General features: G+C 67.5%; 25 protein-coding genes. 5 read left to right on the top strand and 20 right to left on the bottom strand.

Features of this window, described 5'->3' with window-relative positions:
* Positions 1 to 64 precede the first annotated feature (64 nt).
* Both DIE16_RS06685 and DIE16_RS06680 read right to left on the bottom strand, forming a co-directional pair.
* Positions 65 to 325 carry a DUF2866 domain-containing protein gene (locus DIE16_RS06685; RefSeq protein WP_044849042.1) on the bottom strand — a complete coding sequence of 87 codons (261 nt, stop codon included), beginning with the start codon at positions 323 to 325 and terminating at the stop codon, positions 65 to 67.
* 223 nt (positions 326 to 548) lie between these two features.
* Complete coding sequence (locus DIE16_RS06680) at positions 549 to 1,709, bottom strand: porin (RefSeq protein WP_124666368.1); 1,161 nt, start codon at positions 1,707 to 1,709, stop codon at positions 549 to 551.
* A gap of 307 nt (positions 1,710 to 2,016) precedes the next feature.
* Between DIE16_RS06680 and DIE16_RS06675 the strand changes: the two genes are divergently transcribed.
* Entirely contained in the window at positions 2,017 to 2,823 is an 807-nt protein-coding gene (locus tag DIE16_RS06675) for a MetQ/NlpA family ABC transporter substrate-binding protein (RefSeq protein WP_044849040.1), read from the top strand.
* A gap of 148 nt (positions 2,824 to 2,971) precedes the next feature.
* On the opposite strand, the gene DIE16_RS06670 is transcribed toward DIE16_RS06675, so the two are convergent.
* From DIE16_RS06670 to DIE16_RS06640, 7 genes are all read right to left on the bottom strand, one after another.
* Positions 2,972 to 4,087 carry a succinylglutamate desuccinylase/aspartoacylase family protein gene (locus tag DIE16_RS06670; RefSeq protein WP_124892063.1) on the bottom strand — a complete coding sequence of 372 codons (1,116 nt, stop codon included), beginning with the start codon at positions 4,085 to 4,087 and terminating at the stop codon, positions 2,972 to 2,974.
* Between the two features lie 258 nt (positions 4,088 to 4,345).
* Positions 4,346 to 5,128 (bottom strand): ABC transporter substrate-binding protein, encoded by a 783-nt coding sequence (locus tag DIE16_RS06665; protein WP_044845853.1) that lies wholly within the window; start codon positions 5,126 to 5,128, stop codon positions 4,346 to 4,348.
* Between the two features lie 225 nt (positions 5,129 to 5,353).
* The gene (locus DIE16_RS06660; protein ID WP_044845852.1) at positions 5,354 to 6,274 is read right to left on the bottom strand and encodes a LysR substrate-binding domain-containing protein; all 921 of its coding nucleotides are present in this window, start codon (positions 6,272 to 6,274) and stop codon (positions 5,354 to 5,356) included.
* Complete coding sequence (locus DIE16_RS06655) at positions 6,271 to 6,483, bottom strand: hypothetical protein (RefSeq protein WP_124892062.1); 213 nt, start codon at positions 6,481 to 6,483, stop codon at positions 6,271 to 6,273. The genes DIE16_RS06660 and DIE16_RS06655 overlap by 4 nt, the downstream gene beginning before the upstream one ends.
* A gap of 30 nt (positions 6,484 to 6,513) precedes the next feature.
* Positions 6,514 to 7,107, bottom strand: a complete 594-nt coding sequence (locus tag DIE16_RS06650) for a hypothetical protein (protein WP_124892061.1) — start codon at positions 7,105 to 7,107, stop codon at positions 6,514 to 6,516.
* Positions 7,108 to 7,344: 237 nt separating this feature from the next.
* Positions 7,345 to 8,733 carry an NCS2 family permease gene (locus DIE16_RS06645; RefSeq protein WP_124892060.1) on the bottom strand — a complete coding sequence of 463 codons (1,389 nt, stop codon included), beginning with the start codon at positions 8,731 to 8,733 and terminating at the stop codon, positions 7,345 to 7,347.
* 538 nt (positions 8,734 to 9,271) lie between these two features.
* The gene (locus tag DIE16_RS06640) at positions 9,272 to 9,949 is read right to left on the bottom strand and encodes a TetR family transcriptional regulator (protein WP_124892059.1); all 678 of its coding nucleotides are present in this window, start codon (positions 9,947 to 9,949) and stop codon (positions 9,272 to 9,274) included.
* A 48-nt stretch (positions 9,950 to 9,997) separates the two neighbouring features.
* On the opposite strand from DIE16_RS06640, the gene DIE16_RS06635 reads away from it, so the two are divergent.
* A complete protein-coding gene (locus DIE16_RS06635) occupies positions 9,998 to 10,663 on the top strand; it encodes an O-methyltransferase (RefSeq protein ID WP_124666375.1) in 666 nt (221 codons plus the stop codon).
* Positions 10,664 to 10,745: 82 nt separating this feature from the next.
* On the opposite strand, the gene DIE16_RS06630 is transcribed toward DIE16_RS06635, so the two are convergent.
* From DIE16_RS06630 to DIE16_RS06600, 7 genes are all read right to left on the bottom strand, one after another.
* On the bottom strand, positions 10,746 to 11,528 hold the full coding sequence (locus tag DIE16_RS06630; protein WP_124666376.1) for an SDR family oxidoreductase: 783 nt from the start codon (positions 11,526 to 11,528) through the stop codon (positions 10,746 to 10,748).
* Positions 11,529 to 11,645: 117 nt separating this feature from the next.
* Positions 11,646 to 12,608, bottom strand: coding sequence for a cyclase family protein (locus tag DIE16_RS06625; RefSeq protein ID WP_124892058.1), 963 nt, complete (start codon positions 12,606 to 12,608; stop codon positions 11,646 to 11,648).
* Between the two features lie 20 nt (positions 12,609 to 12,628).
* Positions 12,629 to 13,744 carry an alkene reductase gene (locus DIE16_RS06620; RefSeq protein WP_124892057.1) on the bottom strand — a complete coding sequence of 372 codons (1,116 nt, stop codon included), beginning with the start codon at positions 13,742 to 13,744 and terminating at the stop codon, positions 12,629 to 12,631.
* Between the two features lie 64 nt (positions 13,745 to 13,808).
* Entirely contained in the window at positions 13,809 to 14,615 is an 807-nt protein-coding gene (gene dkgB / locus DIE16_RS06615) for a 2,5-didehydrogluconate reductase DkgB (protein WP_124892056.1), read from the bottom strand.
* 105 nt (positions 14,616 to 14,720) lie between these two features.
* On the bottom strand, positions 14,721 to 15,707 hold the full coding sequence (locus DIE16_RS06610) for an LLM class oxidoreductase (protein ID WP_124892055.1): 987 nt from the start codon (positions 15,705 to 15,707) through the stop codon (positions 14,721 to 14,723).
* Between the two features lie 16 nt (positions 15,708 to 15,723).
* A complete protein-coding gene (locus tag DIE16_RS06605) occupies positions 15,724 to 16,047 on the bottom strand; it encodes a MoaF-related domain-containing protein (protein ID WP_124892054.1) in 324 nt (107 codons plus the stop codon).
* Positions 16,048 to 16,076: 29 nt separating this feature from the next.
* A complete protein-coding gene (locus tag DIE16_RS06600) occupies positions 16,077 to 17,279 on the bottom strand; it encodes an MFS transporter (protein ID WP_124892053.1) in 1,203 nt (400 codons plus the stop codon).
* Positions 17,280 to 17,380: 101 nt separating this feature from the next.
* Between DIE16_RS06600 and DIE16_RS06595 the strand changes: the two genes are divergently transcribed.
* Positions 17,381 to 18,325, top strand: coding sequence for a LysR family transcriptional regulator (locus DIE16_RS06595; protein ID WP_044845840.1), 945 nt, complete (start codon positions 17,381 to 17,383; stop codon positions 18,323 to 18,325).
* A gap of 185 nt (positions 18,326 to 18,510) precedes the next feature.
* On the opposite strand, the gene zwf is transcribed toward DIE16_RS06595, so the two are convergent.
* Entirely contained in the window at positions 18,511 to 19,986 is a 1,476-nt protein-coding gene (gene zwf / locus DIE16_RS06590) for a glucose-6-phosphate dehydrogenase (protein ID WP_124892052.1), read from the bottom strand.
* A 203-nt stretch (positions 19,987 to 20,189) separates the two neighbouring features.
* On the opposite strand from zwf, the gene DIE16_RS06585 reads away from it, so the two are divergent.
* Positions 20,190 to 20,768 carry a TetR/AcrR family transcriptional regulator gene (locus DIE16_RS06585; protein ID WP_124486140.1) on the top strand — a complete coding sequence of 193 codons (579 nt, stop codon included), beginning with the start codon at positions 20,190 to 20,192 and terminating at the stop codon, positions 20,766 to 20,768.
* 187 nt (positions 20,769 to 20,955) lie between these two features.
* A complete protein-coding gene (locus DIE16_RS06580) occupies positions 20,956 to 21,831 on the top strand; it encodes an SDR family NAD(P)-dependent oxidoreductase (protein WP_124486141.1) in 876 nt (291 codons plus the stop codon).
* 205 nt (positions 21,832 to 22,036) lie between these two features.
* On the opposite strand, the gene DIE16_RS06570 is transcribed toward DIE16_RS06580, so the two are convergent.
* From DIE16_RS06570 to DIE16_RS06560, 3 genes are all read right to left on the bottom strand, one after another.
* Positions 22,037 to 22,615, bottom strand: a complete 579-nt coding sequence (locus DIE16_RS06570; RefSeq protein ID WP_044845836.1) for a peroxidase-related enzyme — start codon at positions 22,613 to 22,615, stop codon at positions 22,037 to 22,039.
* 133 nt (positions 22,616 to 22,748) lie between these two features.
* Entirely contained in the window at positions 22,749 to 23,732 is a 984-nt protein-coding gene (locus DIE16_RS06565; RefSeq protein ID WP_124892051.1) for an MDR family oxidoreductase, read from the bottom strand.
* A 45-nt stretch (positions 23,733 to 23,777) separates the two neighbouring features.
* Positions 23,778 to 24,416: a TetR/AcrR family transcriptional regulator gene (locus DIE16_RS06560; protein WP_124892050.1), complete on the bottom strand. Its 639-nt coding sequence runs from the start codon at positions 24,414 to 24,416 to the stop codon at positions 23,778 to 23,780.
* Positions 24,417 to 24,435 lie beyond the last annotated feature (19 nt).

Here is a 24,435-nt window from a genome sequence, read left to right as displayed (position 1 = left end):
GCGGGCCGGCCGCGCTGCGGGCAGGGACGGGTAGCGAGGCGTAACCAGGCGTAACAAGGGGAAGTCAGAACTGCAGCTGGCCGTCGCCGTACAGGCGGCCCGGCACGTGCGACGCGACGACCTCGGCGATTTCTTCGTCGGTCGATTCGGCCGGCACGATCTGGCGCCGCGCGGGCGCGTCGAGATGCATCGTCCATTCGACGAGCCGGTACGGGCGGCCCCACGGGCGCTGCATCGCCACCGACACGCGGCAGCTCTGGACCGGTAGCGAATGCTGACGCGTCAGAATCGCGTGCAGATGGCTGAAAACGGTATCTTCGATCATCTTGGCCTCCGATCCTGTCTTGCGGGCAGTTGATGGCGGTGCCGTAGTGGGTCTCAAAAAAAAGAAGCCGCCGATGCTCAGGCGGCCAACAGGGGGGGTGAGAGCATCCTCTCAGCCCAGAATTAAGCGAAACTTAAAAGCCCATAAAAAAGCGCCCCGCATGGAGCGGGGCGCTTCGTGCCGTCGTCATCCGCGCGATGAGCGGACGAGTTAAGCGGATGCTTTAGAACTTGTGACGGATACCGACGCGAGCGGCGATCTGGTTCGTCGCACCGTTGCCCGACGTGCTGAAGTAGCTCGTGCTCGAGCCGATCTGCGCTTGCACGTTGTTGCCCGACGCCTTCTGGCCGATGACCAGCGCGTACACGTCCGTACGCTTGCTGAGTGCGTAGTCGAGGCCGAGGTTGCCCTGGTTCCAGTGTGCCGAGTTGCCGCTTTGCGTGGCGTTCGTGTACGTGTAGCCGACGGCTGCCGACAGGGCCGGCGTGATCGCGTACTTCACGCCCGCTTCATACGCGTTGTAGAACGTGCCCGATGCGCCAGCCGCGATCGGGGTGAACTGCGTGCGCGTCCAGAGCAGCCATGCCGTTGCCGGCCCGAAGAGGTAGCGGCCACCGACGCCGTACGTGCGCAGGTCGCGGATGTTCGTCAGCGCGATGTTCGCGATCGACGTCGAGAATGCCGGCGTCGACTGGCTCGGGAAGCGGATGTCCGTGTAGGCGGCGCCGAGCGCGAACGGGCCGTTCGCGTAGTTCAGGCCGAAGCTGTATGCGCGCGACGAACCGGCCGTCGTCGTGGTGCCCGTCGTGGTCGACGGTGCGCCTGCGAAGTCGGTCGAGTTCGAGAAGCCGTACAACGCGCCGAACGTGAAGCCGGCGTAGTTCGCGCTCTGGAACTTCACCGAGTTGTTGATGCGGCTCGACGTGAGCTGGTCGACGTCGTTCACGTGGTACGCGTAGTTACCCGCGACCGTGTTGCCGCCCGTCGAGTAGTTCGAGCCGAGGATGTCGGTCGAGAACGAGTACTGACGGCCGAACGTGACCGTGCCGTATTGCGCCTGGCTCAGGCCGACGTATGCTTGACGGCCGAAGATCGCGCCGCCCTGGCCGATCGTGCCGTTGCCGCTGTTGAAGCCGTTTTCGAGCACGAAGATCGCCTTCAGGCCGCCACCGAGGTCTTCGGTGCCGCGCAGGCCCCAACGGCTGCCCTGGGCCACGCCGTCGTCGTACTTGAACAGCTTGCCGCTGCCGCCGTTCGCGGTCTTGCTGTGGTTCACGTAGCTGATACCGGCATCGATGACACCGTACAGGGTCACGCTGCTTTGTGCGTGCGCCGTGCCAGCCGTTGCTGCGAGGATGGCGATGGTCAACAGTTTCTTGTTCAAAGGATTCTCCGAGCGAGTAAATGGCGTGTCCAGTTGCGGTTCCGGCGCTCTCTATGGGCGCTTTCACGGACCGGTCGCAACTTTATCGGCGGGCCACGTAATGAATGTGACAGCCTTTGTCATATGACAAATCTGTGGTGCCGATGCGACATTGGATTCTGCCCGGTTGTACAGCAGGGAGTTATACCGATTCCGCCTGAGATTCGATCGGAGTGAGGAATATGCACATGAAATAAGCTTGGTTGGTGCCGGTCCGGCCCCGTGCCACGATGCGCGCTTCAACAACGACACGGGACAAGAGGACACCATGCGACGTTCGATCCTGACCGGCCTCGGCGCGCTTGCCGCGGCGCTGGCCTTTGCCGCGCCCGGCGCGCACGCCGATTCCCAGACGCTGAAGATCGGCACGATGAGCGGCCCCGACGCGCAGATCTGGACCGAGGTGACGAAAGTCGCCGCACGCGAAGGGCTCGCGATCAAGGTCATCGAATTCAACGACTACGTGCAGCCGAACGCGGCGCTCGATGCGGGCGACCTCGATGCGAACGGCTTCCAGCACCAGCCGTTTCTCGACAGCCAGATCAAGCAGCGCGGCTACAAGATCGTCAACGTCGGGCTGACCTACACGGCGCCGATGGGCTTCTATTCGAAGAAGCTCAAGTCGCTGAAGGACTTGCCGGCCGGCGCGAAGGTCGGGATCCAGAACGATCCGTCCAACGGCAACCGCGCGCTGCTGCTGCTGCAGAAGTACGGCGTGATCAAGCTGAAGCCGGGCGTCGGCAGCAACGGCGTGAACGCGACACCGCTCGACATCGCCGAGAACCCGAAGAAGATCAAGATCGTCGAACTCGACTCCGCGCAGTTACCGCGCGCGCTGCCCGATGTCGACGCCGCATCGATCAACACCGACTACGCGGTGAAGGCCGGGCTCACGCCGGTGAAGGATGCGATCGCGATCGAGGACCTGCGCGGGCCGTACGCGAACCTGATCGCGGTGCGCGCGCAGGACAAGGACAAGCCGTGGGTGAAGAAGCTCGTCGCGGCCTATGAATCGGACGACGTGCGCAAGTTCATCGACCAGAAGTTTGGCGGCGCGATCGTGCCGGCGTTCTGAACGCTGCGCCCGGCTGCCCCCCGGCCACGTCGCCGGGCATGCCGTCAGGCCAAAAAGCAAATCGCCCGCGCAAGCGGGCGATTTCGTTGGTGCGCGTCGCGATGCGGCGCGCGGGCCGGCCGTTCAGGCGGCGCGGACCGGAGGCGACTCAGGCCGACAGCAGCGACCCGGTGCGGATCGGGTTCGCGCCGGCAATCCGCGCGACTTCCATCCCGGCGGTCGCGAAGCGCACGATCTGGCGCGCGTACAGCACGCCCGATACGCTGCTCTTCAGCGTGATCACGCGATCGGTCAGCGGATCGACGATGTCGGCCACATCCTGGCCGGCCTCGATCCATGCGCCGACCGGCGTGCGGAACACGATCACGCCGGACACCGGCGCGACGAGCGGATCGGTGCCCGCGAGCGGCGTGGCCGGATGCGCGAGCGGCGGCAGCGGCGCGGGCGTGCCGTCGATGACGCCGCGCTCGGTCAGGTATTCGACGATCGCTTGCGCGTCCTTCTCCGCGAATTCGTACGACACGTCGCGCTCGCTGCGCAATTCGACCGTGACGGAAATCGCACCGTTCGGGATCGGGAAGCGATCGCCGAACCGGTTGCGCAGATCCGACCAGCAGAAACTGTGGATCTCGTCGAACGGGTTGCCGACCGAATTCAGCGCGAGCAGCGACGCCTGCGCGTCCAGGTAGCGCGACAGCGGCTCGACGTCTTCCCACAGATCGGGGTTCGTATACAGGTGCATCACCGCGTCGCTGTCGCAATGCAGGTCGAGCACGATGTCGGCGTCGAACGACAGCTTCTGTAGCGCGAGGCGCTGCGATTCGAGCTCGGTGCGCGGCTTCTGTTCGTCGAGCGCCTCGCGCATCGCGGCGCGTACGGCGGCGAGGTTGCGCTGCGCGTCGTTCGTCAGGCGGCCTTCGATGCGCGGCAGCACGAGCGCCGCGAGATCGTAGAAATTGCGGTTGAAGTTCTGCATCGAGCCGAGCTCGAAGCGGCCGAGGTGATCGCCGAACACGTGTTGCGACAGGCCGATCGGGTTCGGCACGGGGACGATGACCACTTCGCCGCGCAGCTTGCCGGCCGTCTCGAGCGCGGCGATCTTGCGGCGCAGCAGCGCGGCGACCAGCATGCCGGGCAGTTCGTCCGCGTGCAGCGACGACTGGATGTAGACCTTCCTGCCGCCGCGCGGGCCGTAGTGGAAGCTCGTGATCTGGCGTTCGGTGCCGACGGCGGGGGAAATCAGCGGATGGGTCTGCGTTTGCATGATGAGGGGAGGGCGGCGCAGCCGCGAGTGATCCGGTATGCGTGGAAGATCGATTGTACGTTGCCTTCCGCGAACCTATCAAACCGCGCGCCGGCCATGTCGATTTCCTTTACGAATCATCGGGTTGGCGCGTAAAAAATAACGGCGCCGCAGCCCTTCGTCCTCGCGTGTCGCGCGGCCTTTCACCGCGCGCGAGCAAAAAAAACGGGCTCCTTGCGGAGCCCGTCTGCGCGGTCGCGAAGCGCGCGTTGCGCGGTGTTACTTGCCGTACACGTCGAAATCGAAGTACTTCTTCGCGATCTTGTCGTACGTGCCGTCCTTGCGCATGCCGGCGATCGCGCCGTCGATCTTCGCCTTCAGGTCGGTGTCTTCCTTGCGCAGGCCGATGCCGGCACCGTTGCCGAGCGTCTTCGGATCGTCGATGTCCTTGCCGGCGAAATCGAAGTTCGCGCCGCGCGGCGTCTTCAGGAAGCCGATTTCAGCCTGCACCGCGTCCTGCAGCGCGCCGTCCAGACGGCCCGAGATCAGGTCGGCGTAGACCTGGTCCTGGTTCTGGTAAGGCACGACGTTCACGCCCTTCGAGGCCCAGTACGTCTTCGCGTAGGTTTCCTGGATCGTGCCCTGCTCGACGCCGACCGACTTGCCCTTCAGCGATTCGGCCGTCGGCATCAGGCCGGCGCCCTTCTTCGCGACGAGGCGCGTCGGCGTGTTGAACAGCTTCGACGAGAACGCGATCTGTTCCTCGCGTGCCGGCGTCATCGACATCGACGACAGGACGCCGTCGAACTTGCGAGCCTTCAGTGCGGGGATCATCCCGTCGAAGTCATTCTCGATCCACACGCACTTCGCGTTGATGCGGCGGCAGATTTCGTTGCCGAGATCGACGTCGAAGCCGACCACCTTGCCGTCAGCCCCTTTCGATTCGAAAGGCGGGTAGCTTGCGTCGACGCCGAAGCGTACGGTCGTCCAGTCCTTCGCGTATGCAGTGCCGGCCGATACGGCGAGCAGGGCCACGGTCACAGCCGCAAGAATCTTTTTCACTCGGTGACTCCTCGTTTTGTTCGATGGGTGCGCGGTTGTGCCGCGCCGTAAGCCTTCGGCCCGGCGCGGCTTCGCGTCGGACTGTCCGTTTCGCTGCCCGATGCGGGCGCGCGACGTGCGCAAGATTATCAAGACAAAATACCGGCAGGGCGCCTAGGACAAGCCCCGATACCGGACCCGACGGCTGCGCATGCGGCGCGCGACCGTTTCAGAGGAAGGAACGATTCAACCTAGCGTTTCGTTGACCGCGCGCTGCAGGCAGGTGACGAATTGCGATACCGCCGGCGTCGGTAGCAGGTCGCGGCGCGCGATGATCGACAGGTCGAAGCGCGGCATGCTTTCGTCGAGATCGGCCGTGCGGATCCCGAGCGGCGCCACCATCGCGGCCAGCGGGCGCGTGAAGCAGCCGATCACGTCGGAGCGGGCGACGAGCCCGAGCGTCACCGCGAACGACATCGGCGAGCGCAGCAGGCGCTTCGGCAGCGGCAGCCCGCGCGCCTCGAACATCCCGACCATCACGCTGTGCGGAAACTGCTCGGCGCCGACCGTGACGATCCATTCCGCGTCGAGCAATTCCTCTAATCGGCGCGCGTGCGCGAGCGGGTGGCCTTCGCGCATCACGACGGTGAACTCGGTCGACAGCAGCGGGACCTGCGTGAAATCGCGGTCGAGCGCGGGCACATGGTGCATCGCAGCGATGTCGAGCGTGCCGTTGCGCAGCTGCGCGAGCGCGTCGGGCACCGTCACTTCCTCCAGATGCAGGTTCACGTTCGGCATCGACCGGCGGAAGGCGGTGACCGCGTGCGGCAGCGCGGTCAGCGCGATCGACGGCATCGTGCCGACCGCGACGCGCCCCGACATTTCCCCTTTCACCTGCTCGACGGCCTCGACGGTGCGGCGCATGTCGCCGAGCAGCTGCTCGGCGCGCGGCAGCAGCGCGTGGCCGCACGCGGTCAGCTCGACGCCGCGCACGCTGCGCACGAGCAGTTCCGCGTTCAGCGCCGTTTCGAGTTCGCGGATCGTGTGCGTGATCGCGGGCTGGGTGACGCCGAGCTCGCGCGCGGCGGCGCGCAGGCTCTTGTGATGCGCGGCGGAGACGAAGGCCTGGAGCTGCGCGATGTTCAGGTGGTTGCGGATGCGGGTCATCGATCGGTTCGGATCTGGCGGCGGGCCGGGGCGCCGGCGCGAAGATCGATAGGGTAGCGCGAGGTGACGGCGGGCGCGGGGCGGAACAAAAATCGCACGGCGGTGCGCGGCACAGTTTCGCCGTGTCCGGCGGCAAACCGATCAGGATTGCAGATGATGTTGCGTGCGTGTTCGAGATGCCGTCGATGTATGCCGCGATACGACATCATCGCGTTTCCGTTCGACGGCGTCCCGGCGTGTCAGGCGAGCGCCAGTTCGACGGCCGCGAGCGTGCGGCGGCGGATCCAGCCGCTCCCGAGCCGGATCGCGAGCCAGTACGGCAGGAACAGCAGGCGCGTGCGCGCGCTCGGACAGTGCACGAAGGTTTCGGTGCGCAGCAGCCGCGCGCCTGACGACAGCCCGACGACCTCGAAGCGCAACACCAGCTTCGCGTCATCCGGATCGTCGTGCCGCACGAACGCCGCGGCGTCGTCGATCGTGCGCACGTCGGGCGTCGGACGCCAGAAGCGTCCGACGAGCCCGAGCGACAGCGACGTGTCGTCGCGATGCAGCAGCGTGAACGAATCGAAGCCGAAGCGCTCGCGGGCGGCGCCGGCCGGACGCTGGCCCAGCGCGCGGGCGATGGCCGCCGGCGCTTCGCGCACGGCAAGCAGCGCGTCGATGACGGGATCGGCGCGCATGTCGAGCGTGGCCACCGCATCGATGATGCGCGACGGCGGCGCGTCGATCGGCCGCGATTCATGAACTTCGACGAAACCGAACGACGGGATGAACGGTGGCTTGCGCGCCGTGGTCCGCGTGTCTGATTCGGAGACGATGCCGAACGGATTCATGAGCGTTCCGGAGGATAAAACGCGATCGTAGCACCGCGTGCGGATTCGCGATGCGCGGCACGCTGCCGCGGTTTCCCGTGTCGGTCGAACGGCCCGGTGGCACCCCCGCCGCACCGACGAAAAAAAGCCCGGCAACGTACGTTCCCGAGCCTGGAGACCATCAACGACGATGGTGGAGGAGACGATGCCGTCCCGATGCGCCGCCCTTCGGCAGGCGACGTCGCGCATGATCCGCGGTCAGATCGCCCAGCCGCCGAGATAGAACGTGACGAGCACGGCCGCGATGAGCACGGTGCCGACGTTGAGCTTGCGGAATTCGCCGCTGGCGACGCGGCCGATCACGAGCGTCGAGAAGCCGAGCATGATGCCCGTCACGATGTTCGCGGTCAGCACGATGAACACCGCGCACACGAGGCCCGACATCGCGTCGACCATGTCGTCCATGTGCAGCTTGCTCACGCTGCCGAGCATCAGCAGGCCGACGTACATCAGCGCGGGGGCCGTGGCGTACGACGGCACGAGGCCCGCGAGCGGCGAGAAGAACATCACGACCAGGAACAGCACGCCGACCACCGCGGCCGCGAGCCCCGTCTTCGCACCGGCCGCCACGCCGACGCTCGACTCGATGTAGGCCGCCGCCGGCGCGCCGCCGAGGAAGCCGGAGAAGATCGAGCTGACTGAATCGGCGGTCAGCGCGCGGCCGCCGTTGATGATGCGGCCGTTCTCGTCGAGCTGGCCGGCCTGGCCCGCGACCGCGCGGATCGTGCCGGTCGCGTCGAACACGGCGGTCATCACGAGCGCCAGCACGCTCGGCAGCACGGCCATCGACAATGCGCCCTTGATGTCCATCGCGCCGATCAGCGACGCGTGGCCCGGTGCGCTCAGCGACGGCAGCGCGAAGATGCCGCGGTACTTCACGGCCGGATCGAACGCGAGGCCGATCAGCGAGATCGCGACCACGACGAGCAGGATGCCGCCCGGCACGCGACGCTTCTCGAGCCCGAAGATCGCGGCGAGGCCGACGACCGACATGATGACCGGGAACGCGGTGATCTGGCCGAGCGAGACCGGCAGGCCGGCGCCCGGATTCTTGATCACGAGGCCGACGTCGTTCGACGCGATCAGCAGCAGGAACAGGCCGATGCCGATCCCGGTGCCGTGCGCGACGCCCGCGGGCAGGTTGCGCAGGATCCACGAGCGCACGCCGGTGACCGAGATGCCCGTGAACACGAGACCCATCAGGAACACGGCGCCGAGCGCGACGGCCGGCTGCAGGCCCTTGCCGAGCACGAGCCCGAACGCGGTGAACGCCGTCAGCGAAATCGCGCAGCCGATCGCGATCGGCAGCTTCGCCCACAGGCCCATCAGCAGCGAACCGAACGCGGTGGTGAGGCAGACCGCGACGAATACCGCGCTCGTGTCGAAGCCGGCCTTGCCGAACATGCCGGGCACGACGAACACGGAGTAGACCATCGCGAGGAAAGTGGTCACGCCCGCGACGATTTCGCGACGCTGCGTGCTGCCGCGCGACGAAATGCCGAAGTACCGGTCGATGACTCCCTTGGTGCCGAAGTCCGTTTCTTCCGCGCCGACGCCGACCGTCGGCTGCACCGGGGTATCACTCATGAGCTTGCTCCTTTATCAGCATGCTGAAACGGCCCGTGGCGGACCGTCGTCAGGGTGTCTCGAATCTGGTTGGAATATTCGGCGGCGTCGTGGGGACGCTTCACGCGTGAGTCGTGTCGTCGTACGCGCGTCGAAGGGGGCGCGTGTGCCGCGTCGTGCGACGCGTGGTGCGGTCGATCCTGTCACGTGTGCTTTGCCGTAGCGAAGGTTAGGCGAACGGCCCATCACGTCCCATTGGGGGAAGAGCATGCAGCGCATGTCGCAGCGCTTATATCGGCGTGCAACGGGGCTTCGTCGTCGCGGAACGCGTGTATACGCCTAGTTCGAATCCGTTAAGGCGACTATTTGAATGCAGGGTCGGCGGGCGGGGCGGGAGCGGGTGATGCATCGACTCTTACGAAGGACTTTCGGAGAGGCTGCGCGGGCGCGCGGAAACAGCCGCGCCGGATGTGAAAACGCGGCCGTGCGCAACCCGCATCCGGATGATGCCGGTGCCGCGCGCGGGCCGCGCCCGCGCTCGTCCTGGCCTGCCACTGCATCAGACACGCGCGAGATGCGCGAGGTACGTGCAGAACATGTCGGCCATCGCGGTCGCATATGCGTCGATTTCCGCAGGCGTGCGCGCGGTTTCGGAGAATGCCTTGCCGCCCGTCGTGAGCGTCGTCATGATCAATTCGCACGCGAGCGCATGCGTGGCGTCGGGCACGTCGGGCAGCGCTTCGCGCATGAACGCGCTGAAGATCCGGTTGCACGTGGCCTTCACTTCCTGCGCCTCGGGGGCGTCGCGATAGAGCGGCGCGGTATCGTCGAGCGCGATGCGCATGGGCGCCTCGTCACATTCCGAACGGATGAACGCGTGGACGGCGGTGCGCAGGCGCTCGGGCGGCGTCTGCCGCGGGTCCTGCAGAATCGCGCACAGCATCCCGGACGTCTGCCGCCACTCGTCGTGCTGGAGCCGGAACAGCACGGCCGCCTTGTTCGGGAAGTACTGGTACAGCGAGCCGACGCTCACGCCGGCGCGCTCGGCGACGCGCGCCATCGTGAAGCGCTGCGCGCCTTCGGTCGCCAGAACCTGAATAGCGGCCTGCAGCACGGCGTCGACGAGCTGGGTCGAGCGGGCCTGCCGAGGCAGTCTGCGCGAGGCGATCGGGGTGTTGCGGCGGTCGGTCATGACGGGTCTGCCAATGCGAATAGTAAAACCTGAATAGTTCGTCATATTCTAGTCGGGCGCCCTGACGCACTCAACCTGACACCGGAGATTCGCATGACCACCCTGATTCACGACCCGCTGGCGTCGCTGCTCGCGCGCCTGTTCGACGAAGCCGAGGCATCGTCGCCCGCGTCGAGCCCGGACTTCGCCGACCTGTCGCACGACGAGCACGCGCGGCTGATGCGCAGCAAGACCGGTTACGCCGATTTCTATGCACGCCTGAAGGACTATCCGCTCGCGGTGTCGCGCGAGACGGGCACGCTGCTGTACATGCTCGCGCGCGGCTGCGGTGCGCGCTCGATCGTCGAATTCGGCACGTCGTTCGGCATCTCGACGCTGCACCTCGCGGCCGCGCTGCGCGACAACGGCGGCGGCCGGGTGATCACGAGCGAGTTCGAAGCGTCGAAGGTCGAACGCGCGCGCGCGAACCTGGCGGCGGCCGGGCTGGCCGATCTGGTGGAAATCCGCGTGGGCGATGCGCTGCGCACGCTGGCGGCCGATCTGCCGGAGACCGTCGATCTCGTGTTGCTCGACGGCGCGAAGGCGCTGTATCCGGAGATCCTCGCGCGGGTCGAGCCGCGGCTGCGGCCCGGCGCGTTCGTCGTCGCCGACAACGCGGAATACAGCCCCGACTACCTCGCCTACGTGCGTGCGCCGGAGAACGGCTACCTGTCGGTGCCGTTCGGCGGCGATGTCGAGCTGTCGATGCGGATCGGCTGAGCGGCGAGACGTTGCAAGCAAGCCGCGCGCCGCGGGCGGCCCGATCGGTGCCCGCCGGTCGACCCGGCGGCACCTGCGTGACTTACAGGCGGTAGCCGCCGCTCGCGTCGATGACCTGGCCGGTTGTCCATTGCGACGCCGGGCTCGCAAGAAAGCCGATCACGCCCGCGATGTCTTCGGGCGTGCCGACGCGGCCGAGCGGGCTGGCCGACGTCATCGTCGCGCGGCCGTCGTCGGTGCGCAGCCAGCTCGCGTTCATGTCGGTATCGACCGGGCCGGGCGCGACCGCGTTGACGACGATGCCGCGCGGGCCGAGTTCGACCGCCCAGTGGCGCGTCAGCGTGTCGACGGCGGCCTTCGACGCGGCGTACGCGGAAATCGCGCTGAAGTTGCCGCCGGCTTCGAACACCCGGCTCGACAGCACGCTCGACAGGTTCACGATCCGGCCGCCGCGCGGCATGCGCTTCACGGCCTGCTGCGTCGTGAAGAACACGGCTTTCACGTTCAGCGAGAACTGGCGGTCGAACAGCGCGACCGACGTGTCGTCCAGCGTGCCGCCGTCGGCGACGCCGGCGTTGTTGACGAGCACGTCGAGCGTGGCCGGCAGGTTCTGTTCGGCGACCGCGCGATCGAGGGCATCGAACAGTGTGGCGACGCCGTCCGGCGCGTCGAGGTCGGCCTGGATCGCGACGCCGCGGCCGCCGAGTTCGCGGATGCCGGCGAGCGTCTGTTCCGCCGCCGCGCGATCGGCGCGATAGTGGACCGCGACGATGAAGCCCTGTCGCGCGAGTTCGTACGACGTGGCACGGCCGATACCGCGCGAGCCGCCGGTGACGAGGGCGAGTTTCGATGCTTGCGTGCTCATTATCAGTTCCTGCAAAACCTGTAAAAAGAACGGCGCCGCCGACCGAAGCGGGCAGCGCCGGAATGGGAAACCGTCGTTGCGGGCCGCCGGCAACCGGTCGACGAACGGCCCGCGGGATCAGCGGATCGCGACCGGGTTGATGTTGACCTGCGTGGAGCCGACGTACAGCGGCTGGCCGAGCACGAACAGGAATTCCCACGCGTTGTCGCGCACCAGCGCGCGGCTGTCGATCAGCTCCAGGTTGTAGATGCCGCGCTTCGCGAGCATGTACTGGTTGATCGGGAATTCGTCCTGCGTGTGCGGATTCGGATAGACCTCGGACGCCCACGTGTCGCCGCCGAACGCGACGATGCCCTGGTCGGCGAGCCACTTCGCGGCTTCCATGCCGATGCCCGGTTCGACATCGAGGAACTGTTTGTTGTCCTTGCCGATCAGCTCGAGCCAGCCGGTGTTGAACAGCACGACGTCGCCCTTGCGCAGCGTCAGCCCTTCCTTCTTCAGAACGGCCTGGATGTCGGCGACCGTGAATTCGGTGCCGCCCGGCACGATCGGCTTGCCGTAGTAAGCGGTCATGTCGAGCACGACGCCGCGCGTGACGATCGGCGGCACCTTCTCGACGCCGAGCTTCTTCACGCCGTCGACGGTCACGAAATCCGCCGCCTTGTTGCCGTTGTAGTACACGTTGTCGATGCCGATGTGGCCGATGCCGTTCAGCTGCGTGCCGACCCCGGTCCATGCGTTGACGAGTTCGTCGTTGAACGTGAACTTGTTCGGACCGAGGCTCTTGCCGGCCTGCTGGCCGACCTGCACGTTGTACAGCCGGAAGCTGCGGTGGCGGAATGCCGGCAGGTCCTTGTCCACCGGCACGGCCAGCGGATAGGTCTTGCCGGCCTTCACGAGGCCGACCGCCTGCCTGACGACGTCGGGCGTCAGCAGGTTGGCCGCGCCGATTTCGTCGTTCGCGCCGTACACGGACGGATACCAGTCGGCCGCGTGCACGGCCGGCGCGGCGTGCGCCGCCTGGGCCGCCGTGAACGGCAGGATCGCGGCGAGCGCGAGCCGGGCGAGCGTTGCTTTCATGCAGGATTCCTTCGGATCGTTTACGCCGCGGCTTGCGCGAGCGTCGGATAGTCGGTCAGGCCCTGTGCGCCGCCGCCGAACAGCGTATTGCGGTCGTGCGGCGTGAGCGCGGCGCCGGTGCGCAGGCGCTCGGGCAGGTCGGGGTTCGCGACGAACGGGCGGCCGAAGGCGACGAGGTCGGCCCAGCCGGCGGCGATCGCTTCGCGGGCGCGCTCTGCTGTGTACGCGCCGGCGTAGATCAGCACGCCCGGGTACGCGGCACGCAGCTGCTGCTTGAATTCGACCGGCATCAGAGGCGCATCGTCCCAGTCGGCTTCCGCGATGTGCAGGTAGCCGACGCCGAGTTCGCCGAGCAGCTTCGCGGCGGCGAGGTAGGTCGTTTCCGGATCGTCGTCGACGCAGCCGTTCAGCGTGGTCAACGGCGCGAGGCGGATGCCGACGCGCAATGCGTCGCCGGTGCCTTCGATCAGCGCCTGCGTGACTTCGCGCAGGAAGCGCAGACGGTTTTCGAGCGAGCCGCCGTACGCGTCGGTGCGCGTGTTCGCGTTCGAGTCGATGAACTGGTTCACGAGGTAGCCGTTCGCGCCGTGCAGCTCGACGCCGTCGAAGCCGGCTTCGATCGCGTTGCGCGCGGCGGCGCGGTACTGATCGACGATCTCGCGGATTTCGTCGACGGACAGCGCGCGTGGCTCGGAGGCCTGCACGAAGCCCGGCGTGCTGCCGTCTTCACCGGCGATGAACACGTTCACGCCCTTCGCCTGGAGCGGCGACGACGACACGGGTTGCCGGCCGCCGAGCAGGCTCGTGTGGCTCAGCCGGCCGACGTGCCACAGCTGCGCGAAGATGCGGCCGTGCGCGGCGTGGACGGCGTCCGTCACCTTGCGCCAGCCGGCGACCTGCGACGGCGTGTGGATGCCGGGCGTCCATGCGTAGCCCTTGCCGAGCGGCGCGATGTAGGTGCCTTCGCTGACGATCAGGCCCGCACTCGCGCGCTGCGCGTAATACGCGGCCATCAGTTCGTTGGCTTCGTCGCCGGGCTGGCTCGCGCGCGAGCGCGTCATCGGCGGCATCACGATGCGGTTCGGCAGCGTCAGCGCGCCGAATTGCAGCGGTTGGAACAGCGGGTCCTGGGTCATGATGGATTCCTGTCGGTGCCGCGGCCGGCTGGCCGCGGACGGGTCGATTGAGGGTGCGGCGCGCTTAGTCCCACGTCGGCGCGAGGCCGGCCGGATCGACTTCGCGGCCGTTGCGCTCGAGCGCGGCGATCTGCGCCATGTCTTCGTCGGTCAGGCGCAGCGTCTGCGCGAGCAGGTTGCTCGCGAGGTTCTCGCGCTTGGTCGACGACGGGATCACCGAGTAGCCGAGCTGCAGTGCCCAGGCCAGCGCGACTTGCGCCGGCGTCGCGTCGTGACGCTGCGCGATCGCGCCGATCACCGGGTCGCCGAGCACCTTGCCGTACGCGAGCGTCATGTACGACGTCACGTGGATGCCTTCGGCGTTCAGGAACTCGACCAGCTTGCGGTTCTGCAGGTACGGGCTCAGTTCGATCTGGTTCGTCGCGATCGCATCCTTGCCGACCACCGCGATCGCTTGCTTCGTCAGTTCGATGTTGAAGTTCGAGATGCCGATCTGGCGCGTGAGGCCCTTCGCCTTGGCTTCGGCGAGCGCAGTCATGAATGCCTCGAGCGACACGCCGTTGTCCGGGGCCGGCCAGTGGATCAGCGTCAGGTCGACATAGTCGGTGCGCAGCTTGCGCAGGCTCTCCTCGAGGCTCGCCACCAGCTTTTCCGGTGCGTAGTTGTCGACCCAGATCTTCGTCGTGAGGAACACGTCTTCGCGGCGCACGCCCGACGCGGCGATCGCTTCGCCGACTTCGGCTTCGTTGCCGTAGATCTGCGCGGTGTCGATCGCGCGATAGCCGACTTCGAGGCCGTTACGGACCGAGTCGATCACAACCTGGCCTTGCAGGCGGAACGTACCGAGGCCGAATGCGGGAATGTTGCTCATCTTGTGCTCCTGGGATAGGTGGACCGATTGCGGTATGGAAGTCATTCTGGCGTTTGATACTGATGAGATAAACGCCTTTAGAGGTCAAAAATATTTGATTTAAAGTCAAATATCTGTCGTGGGTCGAGCCGGCTGCCGGCGTGCCTTCGTCAGGCCGTGGCCGTTCGCATTCGCATGGAATGCCGGCAGCACGTCCGACGCGATCTCGGCCATCGTCTCGTCGAGCGGACGGCGGTTGCGGCGGAAATGCAGGCCGATGTGCTGCACGCCCGCGTCGCGCATCGCCGCGAGTTCCTCCGTCAGCGCGATGCGCCCGGCGCGCGCGCCGAAGCGGTGCCGCTGCAGCGGCTCGTGCGGATCGTCCGCGAGGTCGAGGTGGATGAAGCTCACGTACGGCTTGTCGCCGGCCACCGCGCGCCAGTTCGCGACCCGTTTCAGGTGATCGTCCGGCGTGCCCGGATACGCGAGGCAGCCGTCCATGTGTTCGCCGATCCAGGCGGGCGTCTGCTGCGCGAGACCCGCGACGAGCAGCGGCACCGGCGAGCGCGCGGCCGGCAGCACGTCGAGGCCCGGCGGCAGGTGAGCGCGCGCGCCGTCGCGCAGCAGCGCGATCTGGTCGCGGAAATTCGCGCCGCGCGATGCGAAGTCGCGGCCGAACAGCGGATATTCGACCGGCCGGTCGCCGCTCGCGACGCCGAGCAGCAGGCGTGAGCGGCTCAGTTCCTGGATCGTCGCGGCGGATTTCAGCGTCAGCAGCGGTTCGCGCAGCGGCAGCACGACGGCCGCCGTGCCGAGCAGGATGTCGCGCGTGATGCCGGCGAGGTAGCCGAGATACGAGAAGGTCTCGAATACCTGCGCGGCGTCGCCGAACGACGGGTCGTACACCGGCACGTCGCGCACCCAGAGCGCGCGGAAGCCGAGCGTGTCGGCCAGTTGCGCGAGTTCCGCGTGAATTTCCAGGTCGGGCACGCCGGGGCGGCGGCCGTCGTGCTGGCGCTTCGCGTCGCCGGCCGGCGACCAGTCGTTGTCGAGCGGCAGTTCGATGCCGATGCTGAAGCCGCCGGCGGTGAGCTTGTCGAGTGAGGTGGACATGATCGGGCGACTCCGTTCAGATCGCGCGCAGGCTGCCTTCGAGCCGGTAGAAATCGAGCGACGCCGCGGTGAAGAACGAGCGCGACGTGCCGGCGGCGAAATCGTCGATGTGCACCACGGTGGCGCGGTCGGCTTCCTGCCACGAGATCGCGTAGGTCTCTCCGGCGACGTGCTGCCACGTGCAGGCGACTTCGCCCTTCGCGCCGGCGTATGCGCCTTCGGTGATCTCGTAGCGCATGTGGAGGCCGTCTTCGTCATAGGCGTTGAGCGCGGTGAGGCCCTCGTAACGGACTTCGAACGTCTTGCCGGCGAACGGCGGGCGTTGGGTCGATGCGTTCATGCTGAGTAGCTCCTGCAAAAGGTTGACGTTCAATGGGCGAGTTCGACGGGTTCGGCCGTGCGTTCGGGCAGGCCCTGGCCGCGGTCGAGACGGCCGCTCAGCGCGGTCAGCGCGAATGCGCCGAGCGTGACGGCGGCGGCGATCCACGGCGTGTGGCCGAGGCCGACGTTCGCGACGATCAGGCCGCCGAGCGACGAGCCGCCCGCGACGCCGAGGTTGAACGCGGCGATGTTGAAGCCCGATGCGACGTCGGTGGCGTCCGGCGCGAAGTGGCGCGCCTGCTTGACGACGTACACCTGCAGGCCCGGCACGTTGCCGAACGCGACCGCGCCCCACGCGAGCATCGTCAGCACCGCGAGCCACTTCACGTGCACCGTGAAGGTCAGCGCGAGCAGCACGATCGCGAGCAGCAGGAAGATCCGCTTGAGCGCCTTGACCGGGCCGACGCTGTCGGCGAGCTTGCCGCCCCACACGTTGCCGACCGCGACCGACACGCCGTAGCCGACGAGCACGAGGCTGACCTGCGACGGCGTGAAGCCGGCGATCTGTTCGAGCAGCGGTGCCATGTAGGTGAACGCGATCAGCGAGCCGCCGTAGCCGACCGCCGTCATCGCGTAGACGAGCAGCAGGCGCGGCTGGGCGAGCACGCGGAACTGGCGGGCGAGCGGCGCCGGCGGCGTTTGCGGAAGACCGCGCGGCACGAACGCCACCGCGCCGAGGAACGCGACGAGGCCGAACAGCGCGACGATCAGGAACGTCGCGCGCCAGCCGAAGTGCTGGCCGATGAAGGTGCCGAGCGGAATGCCGGCGACGAACGCGACGGTCATCCCGCTGAACATCGTCGCGATCGCGCTGGCGGCCTTGTCCTTCGGCACGAGCGTGGTCGCGATGATCGAGCCGACCGAGAAGAACACGCCGTGCGCGAGGCCGGTGAGCACGCGCGCGACGATCAGCGATTCGTAGCCCGGCGCCTGCCAGGCGACGAGGTTGCCGACGGTGAAGAGCGCCATCAGCGCGGCGAGCAGCGTCTTGCGCGGCACGCGGCCGGTGAGCGCGGTGAGGAGCGGCGCGCCGATCGCGACGCTCAGCGCGTAGAGGCTGACGAGCAGGCCGGCCGACGGCAGGCTGACGCCGAGATCGGCGCCGATCGTCGGGATCAGCCCGACGATCACGAATTCGGTCGTGCCGATGGCAAAGGCGCTGATGGTCAGCGCAAGCAGGGCGAGTGGCATGGCGGGATCCTGGTTCCAGTGAGGATGGAGCGCAGTGTGCCGCCTTTACTTTTGCGGAAAAACTGGTCTATAAACCAAATTGTTTTGATTTCAGATCAAGAATGAAGATCACCCTCGACGAACTCCAGGCCTTTGCCGCCGTGGTCGACACCGGTTCGATCACCGCCGCCGCCCAGCAGCTCGACCTCACCGTGTCGGCCACGAGCCGCACGCTCGCGCGGCTCGAGGAGAAGCTGAAGACCACGCTGCTGCGCCGGACCACGCGCCGGCTCGAACTGACCGAAGAGGGGCGCGCGTTCCTGCAGGACGCGCGCGCGATCATCGAATCGGTCGAGAACGCCGAGGAGCAGATGCTCGCGCGGCGCGAGATGCCGTCGGGGCGGCTGCGCGTCGATGCCGCGACGCCGTTCATGCTGCACGTGATCGTGCCGCTCGTGCGCGGCTACCGCGAACGCTTCCCGAAGGTCGACCTGGAGCTGAACAGCAACGAAGGCATCATCGACCTGCTCGAGCGGCGCACCGACGTCGCGATCCGGATCGGCCGGCTCAAGGATTCGACCCTGCACAGCCGGCGGATCGGCAACAGCCGGCTGCGCATCCTCGCGAGCCCCGCCTATATCGAAGCGCACGGCCAGCCGCGCAAGGTCGAGGATCTCGGCAAGCACACGCTGCTCGGCTTCACCCAGCCCGAATCGCTGAACGTGTGGCCGATCCTCGGCGCGGACGGCGAGCCGAGCCGCATCGAGCCCGCTATCTGGTCGTCGAGCGGCGAGACGCTGCGGCAGCTCGCGCTGGAGGGCGCGGGCGTCGTGTGCCTGTCGGATTTCATGACCGCGCAGGATCGCGAGGCCGGGCGGCTCGTGCAGGTGCTCGCGCGGCAGACGCTCGACGTCGAGCAGCCGATCAACGCGGTGTATTACCGGAATACCGCGATTTCGTCGCGGATCGCGTCGTTCGTCGATTACATGATCGAGGTGCTGGGCGGCGGGAGCGGCGGCAGCGATGCGCCGGCGCGGCGCAAGGCGGCGTGGATGGGGACGGTGTAGCCGGGGGCGGCTGCGTCGTCGCCGCCGGGTGCCGTTCCCGCGCAGGACGGCTCAGGCGATTTTCTCTGGCCGAAGGTTACGGCCGGGAGGCGGGCGGTGTGCGGCGGGCGCCCCTGATGTGACCCGGCATGCCAACGGCGCTCGCGTCGCCGGCATGCCATCGTGTGCTGCGCTTCTTAAGCTTCTTACGCCTCCTCGGACCACGACATGTTGTCGCGCGCCAGCAGCGCCGACGATGCCGCCGGCCCGAACGTGCCTGCGGTGTACAGGCGCGGACGGTCGCCGAGTTGCTTCCAGCCGTTGAGTATCGGCTCGACCCACGACCAGGCGGCCTCGAGTTCGTCGCGGCGCATGAAGTGCGTGAGGCGCCCGCGGATCACGTCGATCAGCAGCCGTTCGTACGCTTCCGCGCGCCGTTCCGGAATCGCCTGCTGCAGGTCGAGGTTCAGGCTCACGGGCACCATCTTCATCCCGCTGCCCGGCTCCTTCGCGAGCATCTGCAGCTGGATCGACTCTTCCGGCTGCAGCTGGATCACGAGGCGGTTGCTGTAGTGGCGCGGGCCGGTCGGGATGATCGAGAACGGCATGTCGGCAAACTCGATCACGATTTCCGACTGGCGGCGCTGCAGCCGCTTGCCGGTGCGCAGGAAGAACGGCACGTTCGCCCAGCGCCAGTTGTTGATGTGCGCACGCAGCGCGACGAAGGTCTCCGCGTGGCTGTCCGCCGGCACGTTCTCCTCGTCGAGATAGCCCTTGACCGGCTGGCCGTCGACCGCGCCGGCCGTGTACTGGCCGCGCACGGTATCGCGCGCGACGTCCGACAGCGCCATCGGCCGCAGCGAGCGCAGCACCTTCAGCTTCTCGTCGCGGACCGCGTCCGGGTCGAGCGACACCGGCGGCTCCATCGCGACGATGCACAGCAGCTGCAGCAGGTGGTTCTGCACCATGTCGCGCAGCGCGCCGGTATGGTCGTAGAAGCCCGCGCGGCTGCCGACGCCGACCGTCTCCGCCACCGTGATCTGCACGCTGCGGATGCTCGGCGCCTGCCACAGCGGCCCGAAGATCGGGTTGCCGAAGCGCAGCACCATCAGGTTCTGCACGGTTTCCTTGCCGAGGTAATGGTCGATCCGGTAGATCTGCGATTCCGCGAAATGCTTGCCGACCGCATCGTTGATCGCCTTCGCCGACGCGAGATCGTGGCCGAGCGGCTTTTCGAGGACGACGCGCGAGCGCGCATCGACGAGGTGCGCGGCCGACAGGTTGTCGCAGATCGTCGTGAACAGCTCGGGCGACGTCGACAGATAGAACACGCGGATCGCCTCGCTGCGCGCCGCTTCGGCGAGGCGCGCGTAGTCTTCCGGCGCGCTCACGTCGATCAGCACGTACTGGAACAGGTCGAGGAAACGGCTCCACGCGTCGGCGTCGAAGGCCTTGTCGTCGATGAACGGGCGCGATTGCTCGTCCATGAACTTGCGGTAGCCGTCGATGCCCCAGTCGCGGCGGCCGACCGCGATGATGCGCGTCTCCGGCGGCAGGTTGCAGTGCAGGTGCGCCATGTACAGCGCGGGCAACAGCTTGCGGGCGGCCAGGTCGCCGCCGCCGCCGAAGATGATCATGTCGACGGGTTGGTCGGCTTCGGTCTGGTTGGGCTTATTCGTCATGAGTGGTTCGCGGTCTGAAGCGGTGTGAGCGTGGAACGAACGGCGAGCGCCGGGCGCCGGTGGGTTGGCGCGCCAGTACGTGAAAACACTAATAGTGCACGCTTTTGATCGATTGCGGATCGGTTCCCGCGTATGTAACAGGGCTTGCATGACCTGCGTTGGCGCGATTATGATTGAGCGCTCACTCATTAAAGGAATCGAACGTGGCCCGACCGCGCAGTCCCGACAAGCACGACGCCATCCTCGCCGCTGCCGCCCGCGCGCTCGCGGAGGACGGCGCGGGCGCGACCACCGCGCGCATCGCGCGGCTCGCCGGCGTGGCGGAAGGCACGGTGTTCACCTATTTCGAGACCAAGGATGCGCTGCTGAACGCGCTGTACCTGAGCCTGAAGGCCGGCCTGCGCGACGCGATGATGACCGGGTTTCCGGAGCACGCGCCGGCCGAACAGGCGATGCGGCATGCGTGGAACGGCTATGTGTCGTGGGGCGTCGCGAACCCGGACGGGCGGCGCGCGCTGCAGCAGCTCGGCGTGAGCGGCCGTATCGACGACACGCATCGCGCGGCCGGTACCGAAGGCTTCGGCGCGATCAGCGCGTTGCTGCGTGCGCAAGTCGCCGCGGCGGGCGGGCTGAAGACCGACGACGCGCACGCGTTCTGCGCGGCGCTGTTCACGTCGATCGCGGAAACGGCGATGGAGTCGATCGCGCGCGACCCGGCGTTGGCCGATGCGTACCGCGAGGCCGGGTTTCGTGCGCTGTGGGCCGTGTTGCACGCGGTGTGAGTGGCGATCGGCGTGACGGAAATCTGAAGACGGGTGATCGGCGGCGCCTTGGGTTCGGGCGTTGCCGCACCGACGGAAGGCGGTTTCAGGCAGGGCGAGGCGCGGCGAAAACGATCGTCTCGTCGCCCATATTAATGAGTGAGTAATCATTCATTTTTCAGTTTCAACTTTGTCGAGGAGTGGAAAAATGTCGAAAGTCTGGCTGGTAACGGGGGCCGCACGCGGCCTGGGGCGCTCGATCGCGGAAGCGGTGCTGGCGGCGGGCGATCGTCTGGTGGCCGGCGCGCGCGATCCCGCGCGGCTCGCGGATCTGGAAGCACGGTACGGCGACCGGCTGCTGCCGATGGAACTCGACGTGACCGACGCGGCGGCGGCGGAGCATGCGGTGGCGGCGGCCCGCGACGCGTTCGGCCGCATCGACGTGCTGGTGAACAACGCGGGCTACGGTCATACGGCACCGTTCGAGCAGATGGGCGCCGACGACTTCCGCGACCAGATCGAAACGAACCTGTTCGGCGTGGTCAACCTGACGCGCGCGGTGCTGCCGACGATGCGCGCGCAGCGCGCGGGCCACATCTTCCAGGTGTCGTCGGTCGGCGGGCGCACGGCGACGGTTGGCCTGTCCGCGTATCAGGCCGCGAAGTGGGCGGTCGGCGGGTTCAGCGACGTGCTGTCGAAGGAAGTCGCGCCGTTCGGCGTGCGCGTCTGCACGCTGGAGCCGGGCGGGATGCGCACCGAATGGGCCTCGGAGGCGAAGCGCGCGGTCGACGGCCTGCTGCCCGACTATCAGCCGTCGGTCGGGAAGATGCTCGAATTGCTCGGCGCGTACGGCGGTCACGAGGTCGGCGATCCCGCGCGGATCGCGGCGCTGATCGTCGAGCTGTCGCGTCGCGACGACGTGCCGATGCGCTTGCTGCTCGGCGGCGATGCGCTGTTCGTGTGCGAGCAGGCGGAAGCGCAGCGCGCAGAGGAGGCGGCGCGGTGGCGCGATACGACGCTGTCGACGATGTTCCCGGACGCGAAGCTGCCGGATGGGCTGCAGGCGTTGAAGCAGGTCGGGTAAGCGCGGGAGCCGGGGCGGCGCGGGTTCGCGCGAGCGTCGCGCCGTGTCGTCGATTGCCGATTGCCGATTGCAGATGCAGATGCAGATGCCGACGCCGACGCCGACGCCGACGCCGACGCCGACGCCAATTGCGCGCGGCGACCCGAGGAAGACCGGGCGCATGCACGCCCCGGTCTTCGACGGCGATCGCCGTTGCCGGCGGTCCTCAGCGCCCCAGCGCGTAGAACTCCGCGTTCGGCCGCATGTTCGTCACGTTCGCGATGCGGTTCGACATCCCGAAGAACGCCGAAATCGCCGCGATGTCCCACGCGTCCTCTTCGGTGAAGCCATGCGACTTCAGCGTGTCGAAGTCCGCTTCGCCCACCTGGTGTGCAGTCTGCGAAACCTTCATCGCGAAGTCGAGCATCGCCTTCTGTCGAGCGGTGATGTCGGCCTTGCGGTAGTTGGTCGCGACCTGGTCGGCGATCAGCGGATCCTTCGCGCGGATGCGCAGGATCGCGCCGTGCGCGATCACGCAGTACTGGCACTGGTTCACGCTGCTGGTGGCCACGACGATCATTTCGCGTTCGGCCTTGGTGAGGTTGCCCGGCTTGTCCATCAGCGCGTCGTGATACGCGATGAACGCGCGAAACTCGTCCGGGCGATGCGCGAGCGTGAGGAACACGTTCGGGATGAAGCCCGACTTTTCCTGGACGGCCGCGATGCGTTCGCGAATGTCGTCGGGCAGGTCTTCGAGCGCGGGCACCGGAAAGCGGCTGACGGGCGCGTGGTCTGCAGCGGTCATGAGGTCTCCTGGATAAAGCGGCACGGGCGAACGCGATGCGCGCGCCACCGGCCGGGTATGAAACGATGCGTCGCCGTCGCCGTCGCCGTCGCCGTCGCCGTCGCCGTCGCCGTCGCCGTCGCCGTCGCCGGCGTCATGCGTTGACGTCCACGACGATGCGGCCGCGCACCTTGCCGCCGATCAGGTCCTCGGCGAGCGGGATGACATTTGCGAGGCCGACCTGATGGCTGATGGTGCCCAGTTTCTCGACGTCGAGATCGGACGCGAGCCTGCGCCATGCTTCCAGACGCTCGGCGCGCGGGCACATCACGCTGTCGATGCCGACGAGCGTCACGCCGCGCAGGATGAACGGCGCGACGGTCGCGGGGAAGTCCATGCCGGCGGCCAGGCCGCAGGCCGTCACCACGCCACGGTAGCGCGTGGTCGCGCACACGTTGGCGAGCACATGGCTGCCGGCGACGTCGACCGCGCCGGCCCAGCGCTCCTTGCCGAGCGGCTTGCCGGGTGCGCCGAACTGCGAACGGTCGAGGATCTCAACCGCGCCGAGCTGGCGCAGATAGTCGGCATCGGCCGGGCGGCCGGTCACGGCGACGACGCGATACCCGAGCCGCGCGAGGAGGGCGGTGGCGACGCTGCCGACGCCGCCGGCCGCGCCGGTCACCACGATCTCGCCATCGTCCGGGCGCACGCCATGCCGTTCCAGCGCCATCACGCACAGCATCGCGGTGTAGCCGGCCGTGCCGATGGCCATCGCCTGTTGCGGCGAAAACGCGGACGGCAGCGGCACCAGCCAGTCGCCGTCGACGCGTGCCTTCTGCGCGAGGCCGCCCCAATGCGTTTCGCCGACGCCCCAGCCGTTCAGCACGACGCGGTCGCCTGCCCGGTAGTCCGGGTGCGTGCTGTGTTCGACCTCGCCGACGAGGTCGATGCCCGGCACCATCGGAAATTTGCGGACCACCGGGCTCTTGCCGGTGATCGCGAGCCCGTCCTTGTAGTTCAACGTCGAATAGCCGACCCGGATCGTCACGTCGCCCGCAGGCAGCTGCGCGTCGTCCAGCGTCTGCAGCCGCGCGTGCTGGCCGGTCTCGTCCTTGTCGATCACGATGCCCTGGAACATCCGTCCTCCTTTCTAGACCGATCGTCTAGTTAATGGCAAAAAAACTCAGCGGCGAGGCAATCCATCGAAGAAAAACTGTGCGAACAGCGCGAGCGGCACGTCGCTGCGTTCGAGTTTCGCGCGCAGCACGGCGCCTTCCCAGCCGATCCAGAAGAACGCGGCCAGCTCGGCGGGATCGGCCGAGGCCGCCAGTTCGCCGGCTTGCTGTGCCGCGATCAGGCAGTCGGCCAGACGGCGCTGCCAATCCTCGAACGTCTCACGCAGGCGCGCGCGGAAACGCTCGGGCAGCGCGCCCATTTCCTGGCCGAGGTTGCCGATCAGGCAGCCTCGGCTGTATTCGTAGCGGGCCATGCCGTCGCGCGCATCGTCGACGAACGCGCGCACGCGCGCCAGCGGCGTTGCTTCAGTCTCGCTGAAATGACGGTCCAGCTTGCGCGCGAAGAACTCGGCGTAGCGATCGATCAGCTCGAGGCCGAACGCCTCCTTGCTGTCGAAGTAGTGATAGAACGAGCCTTTCGGCACGCCGGCGCGCCCGAGGATCTCGTCGAGCCCGGTGGCGGAAAAGCCCTTTTCGGTGAGCACCTCCAGCCCGGTGCGCAACAGCATGTCACGTGTCGCGACGAGGTCTTCGTGCTGCTTCGGTGGCCTGCCGCGGCGGCGCGGCGGATCGGTTCGAACATCCATGGCCGAATAATAGACCGTT

The organism is Burkholderia sp. Bp9090 (genome assembly GCF_003857985.1).
Taxonomy (GTDB): domain Bacteria; phylum Pseudomonadota; class Gammaproteobacteria; order Burkholderiales; family Burkholderiaceae; genus Burkholderia.
Note: the sequence above shows the minus strand (reverse complement) of the source record. Positions and strands in the feature narration are given on the sequence as shown.

Bases quoted from the DNA above. Each gene is read 5' to 3' on its own strand.
- DIE16_RS06685 (WP_044849042.1), bottom strand. From the start codon at position 325: ATGATCGAAGATACCGTTTTCAGCCATCTGCACGCGATTCTGACGCGT.
- DIE16_RS06675 (WP_044849040.1), top strand. From the start codon at position 2,017: ATGCGACGTTCGATCCTGACCGGCCTCGGCGCGCTTGCCGCGGCGCTG.
- DIE16_RS06670 (WP_124892063.1), bottom strand. From the start codon at position 4,087: ATGCAAACGCAGACCCATCCGCTGATTTCCCCCGCCGTCGGCACCGAA.
- DIE16_RS06660 (WP_044845852.1), bottom strand. From the start codon at position 6,274: ATGACCCGCATCCGCAACCACCTGAACATCGCGCAGCTCCAGGCCTTC.
- DIE16_RS06655 (WP_124892062.1), bottom strand. From the start codon at position 6,483: ATGATGTCGTATCGCGGCATACATCGACGGCATCTCGAACACGCACGC.
- DIE16_RS06650 (WP_124892061.1), bottom strand. From the start codon at position 7,107: ATGAATCCGTTCGGCATCGTCTCCGAATCAGACACGCGGACCACGGCG.
- DIE16_RS06645 (WP_124892060.1), bottom strand. From the start codon at position 8,733: ATGAGTGATACCCCGGTGCAGCCGACGGTCGGCGTCGGCGCGGAAGAA.
- DIE16_RS06640 (WP_124892059.1), bottom strand. From the start codon at position 9,949: ATGACGAACTATTCAGGTTTTACTATTCGCATTGGCAGACCCGTCATG.
- DIE16_RS06635 (WP_124666375.1), top strand. From the start codon at position 9,998: ATGACCACCCTGATTCACGACCCGCTGGCGTCGCTGCTCGCGCGCCTG.
- DIE16_RS06630 (WP_124666376.1), bottom strand. From the start codon at position 11,528: ATGAGCACGCAAGCATCGAAACTCGCCCTCGTCACCGGCGGCTCGCGC.
- DIE16_RS06625 (WP_124892058.1), bottom strand. From the start codon at position 12,608: ATGAAAGCAACGCTCGCCCGGCTCGCGCTCGCCGCGATCCTGCCGTTC.
- DIE16_RS06620 (WP_124892057.1), bottom strand. From the start codon at position 13,744: ATGACCCAGGACCCGCTGTTCCAACCGCTGCAATTCGGCGCGCTGACG.
- dkgB (WP_124892056.1), bottom strand. From the start codon at position 14,615: ATGAGCAACATTCCCGCATTCGGCCTCGGTACGTTCCGCCTGCAAGGC.
- DIE16_RS06610 (WP_124892055.1), bottom strand. From the start codon at position 15,707: ATGTCCACCTCACTCGACAAGCTCACCGCCGGCGGCTTCAGCATCGGC.
- DIE16_RS06605 (WP_124892054.1), bottom strand. From the start codon at position 16,047: ATGAACGCATCGACCCAACGCCCGCCGTTCGCCGGCAAGACGTTCGAA.
- DIE16_RS06600 (WP_124892053.1), bottom strand. From the start codon at position 17,279: ATGCCACTCGCCCTGCTTGCGCTGACCATCAGCGCCTTTGCCATCGGC.
- DIE16_RS06595 (WP_044845840.1), top strand. From the start codon at position 17,381: ATGAAGATCACCCTCGACGAACTCCAGGCCTTTGCCGCCGTGGTCGAC.
- zwf (WP_124892052.1), bottom strand. From the start codon at position 19,986: ATGACGAATAAGCCCAACCAGACCGAAGCCGACCAACCCGTCGACATG.
- DIE16_RS06580 (WP_124486141.1), top strand. From the start codon at position 20,956: ATGTCGAAAGTCTGGCTGGTAACGGGGGCCGCACGCGGCCTGGGGCGC.
- DIE16_RS06570 (WP_044845836.1), bottom strand. From the start codon at position 22,615: ATGACCGCTGCAGACCACGCGCCCGTCAGCCGCTTTCCGGTGCCCGCG.
- DIE16_RS06565 (WP_124892051.1), bottom strand. From the start codon at position 23,732: ATGTTCCAGGGCATCGTGATCGACAAGGACGAGACCGGCCAGCACGCG.
- DIE16_RS06560 (WP_124892050.1), bottom strand. From the start codon at position 24,416: ATGGATGTTCGAACCGATCCGCCGCGCCGCCGCGGCAGGCCACCGAAG.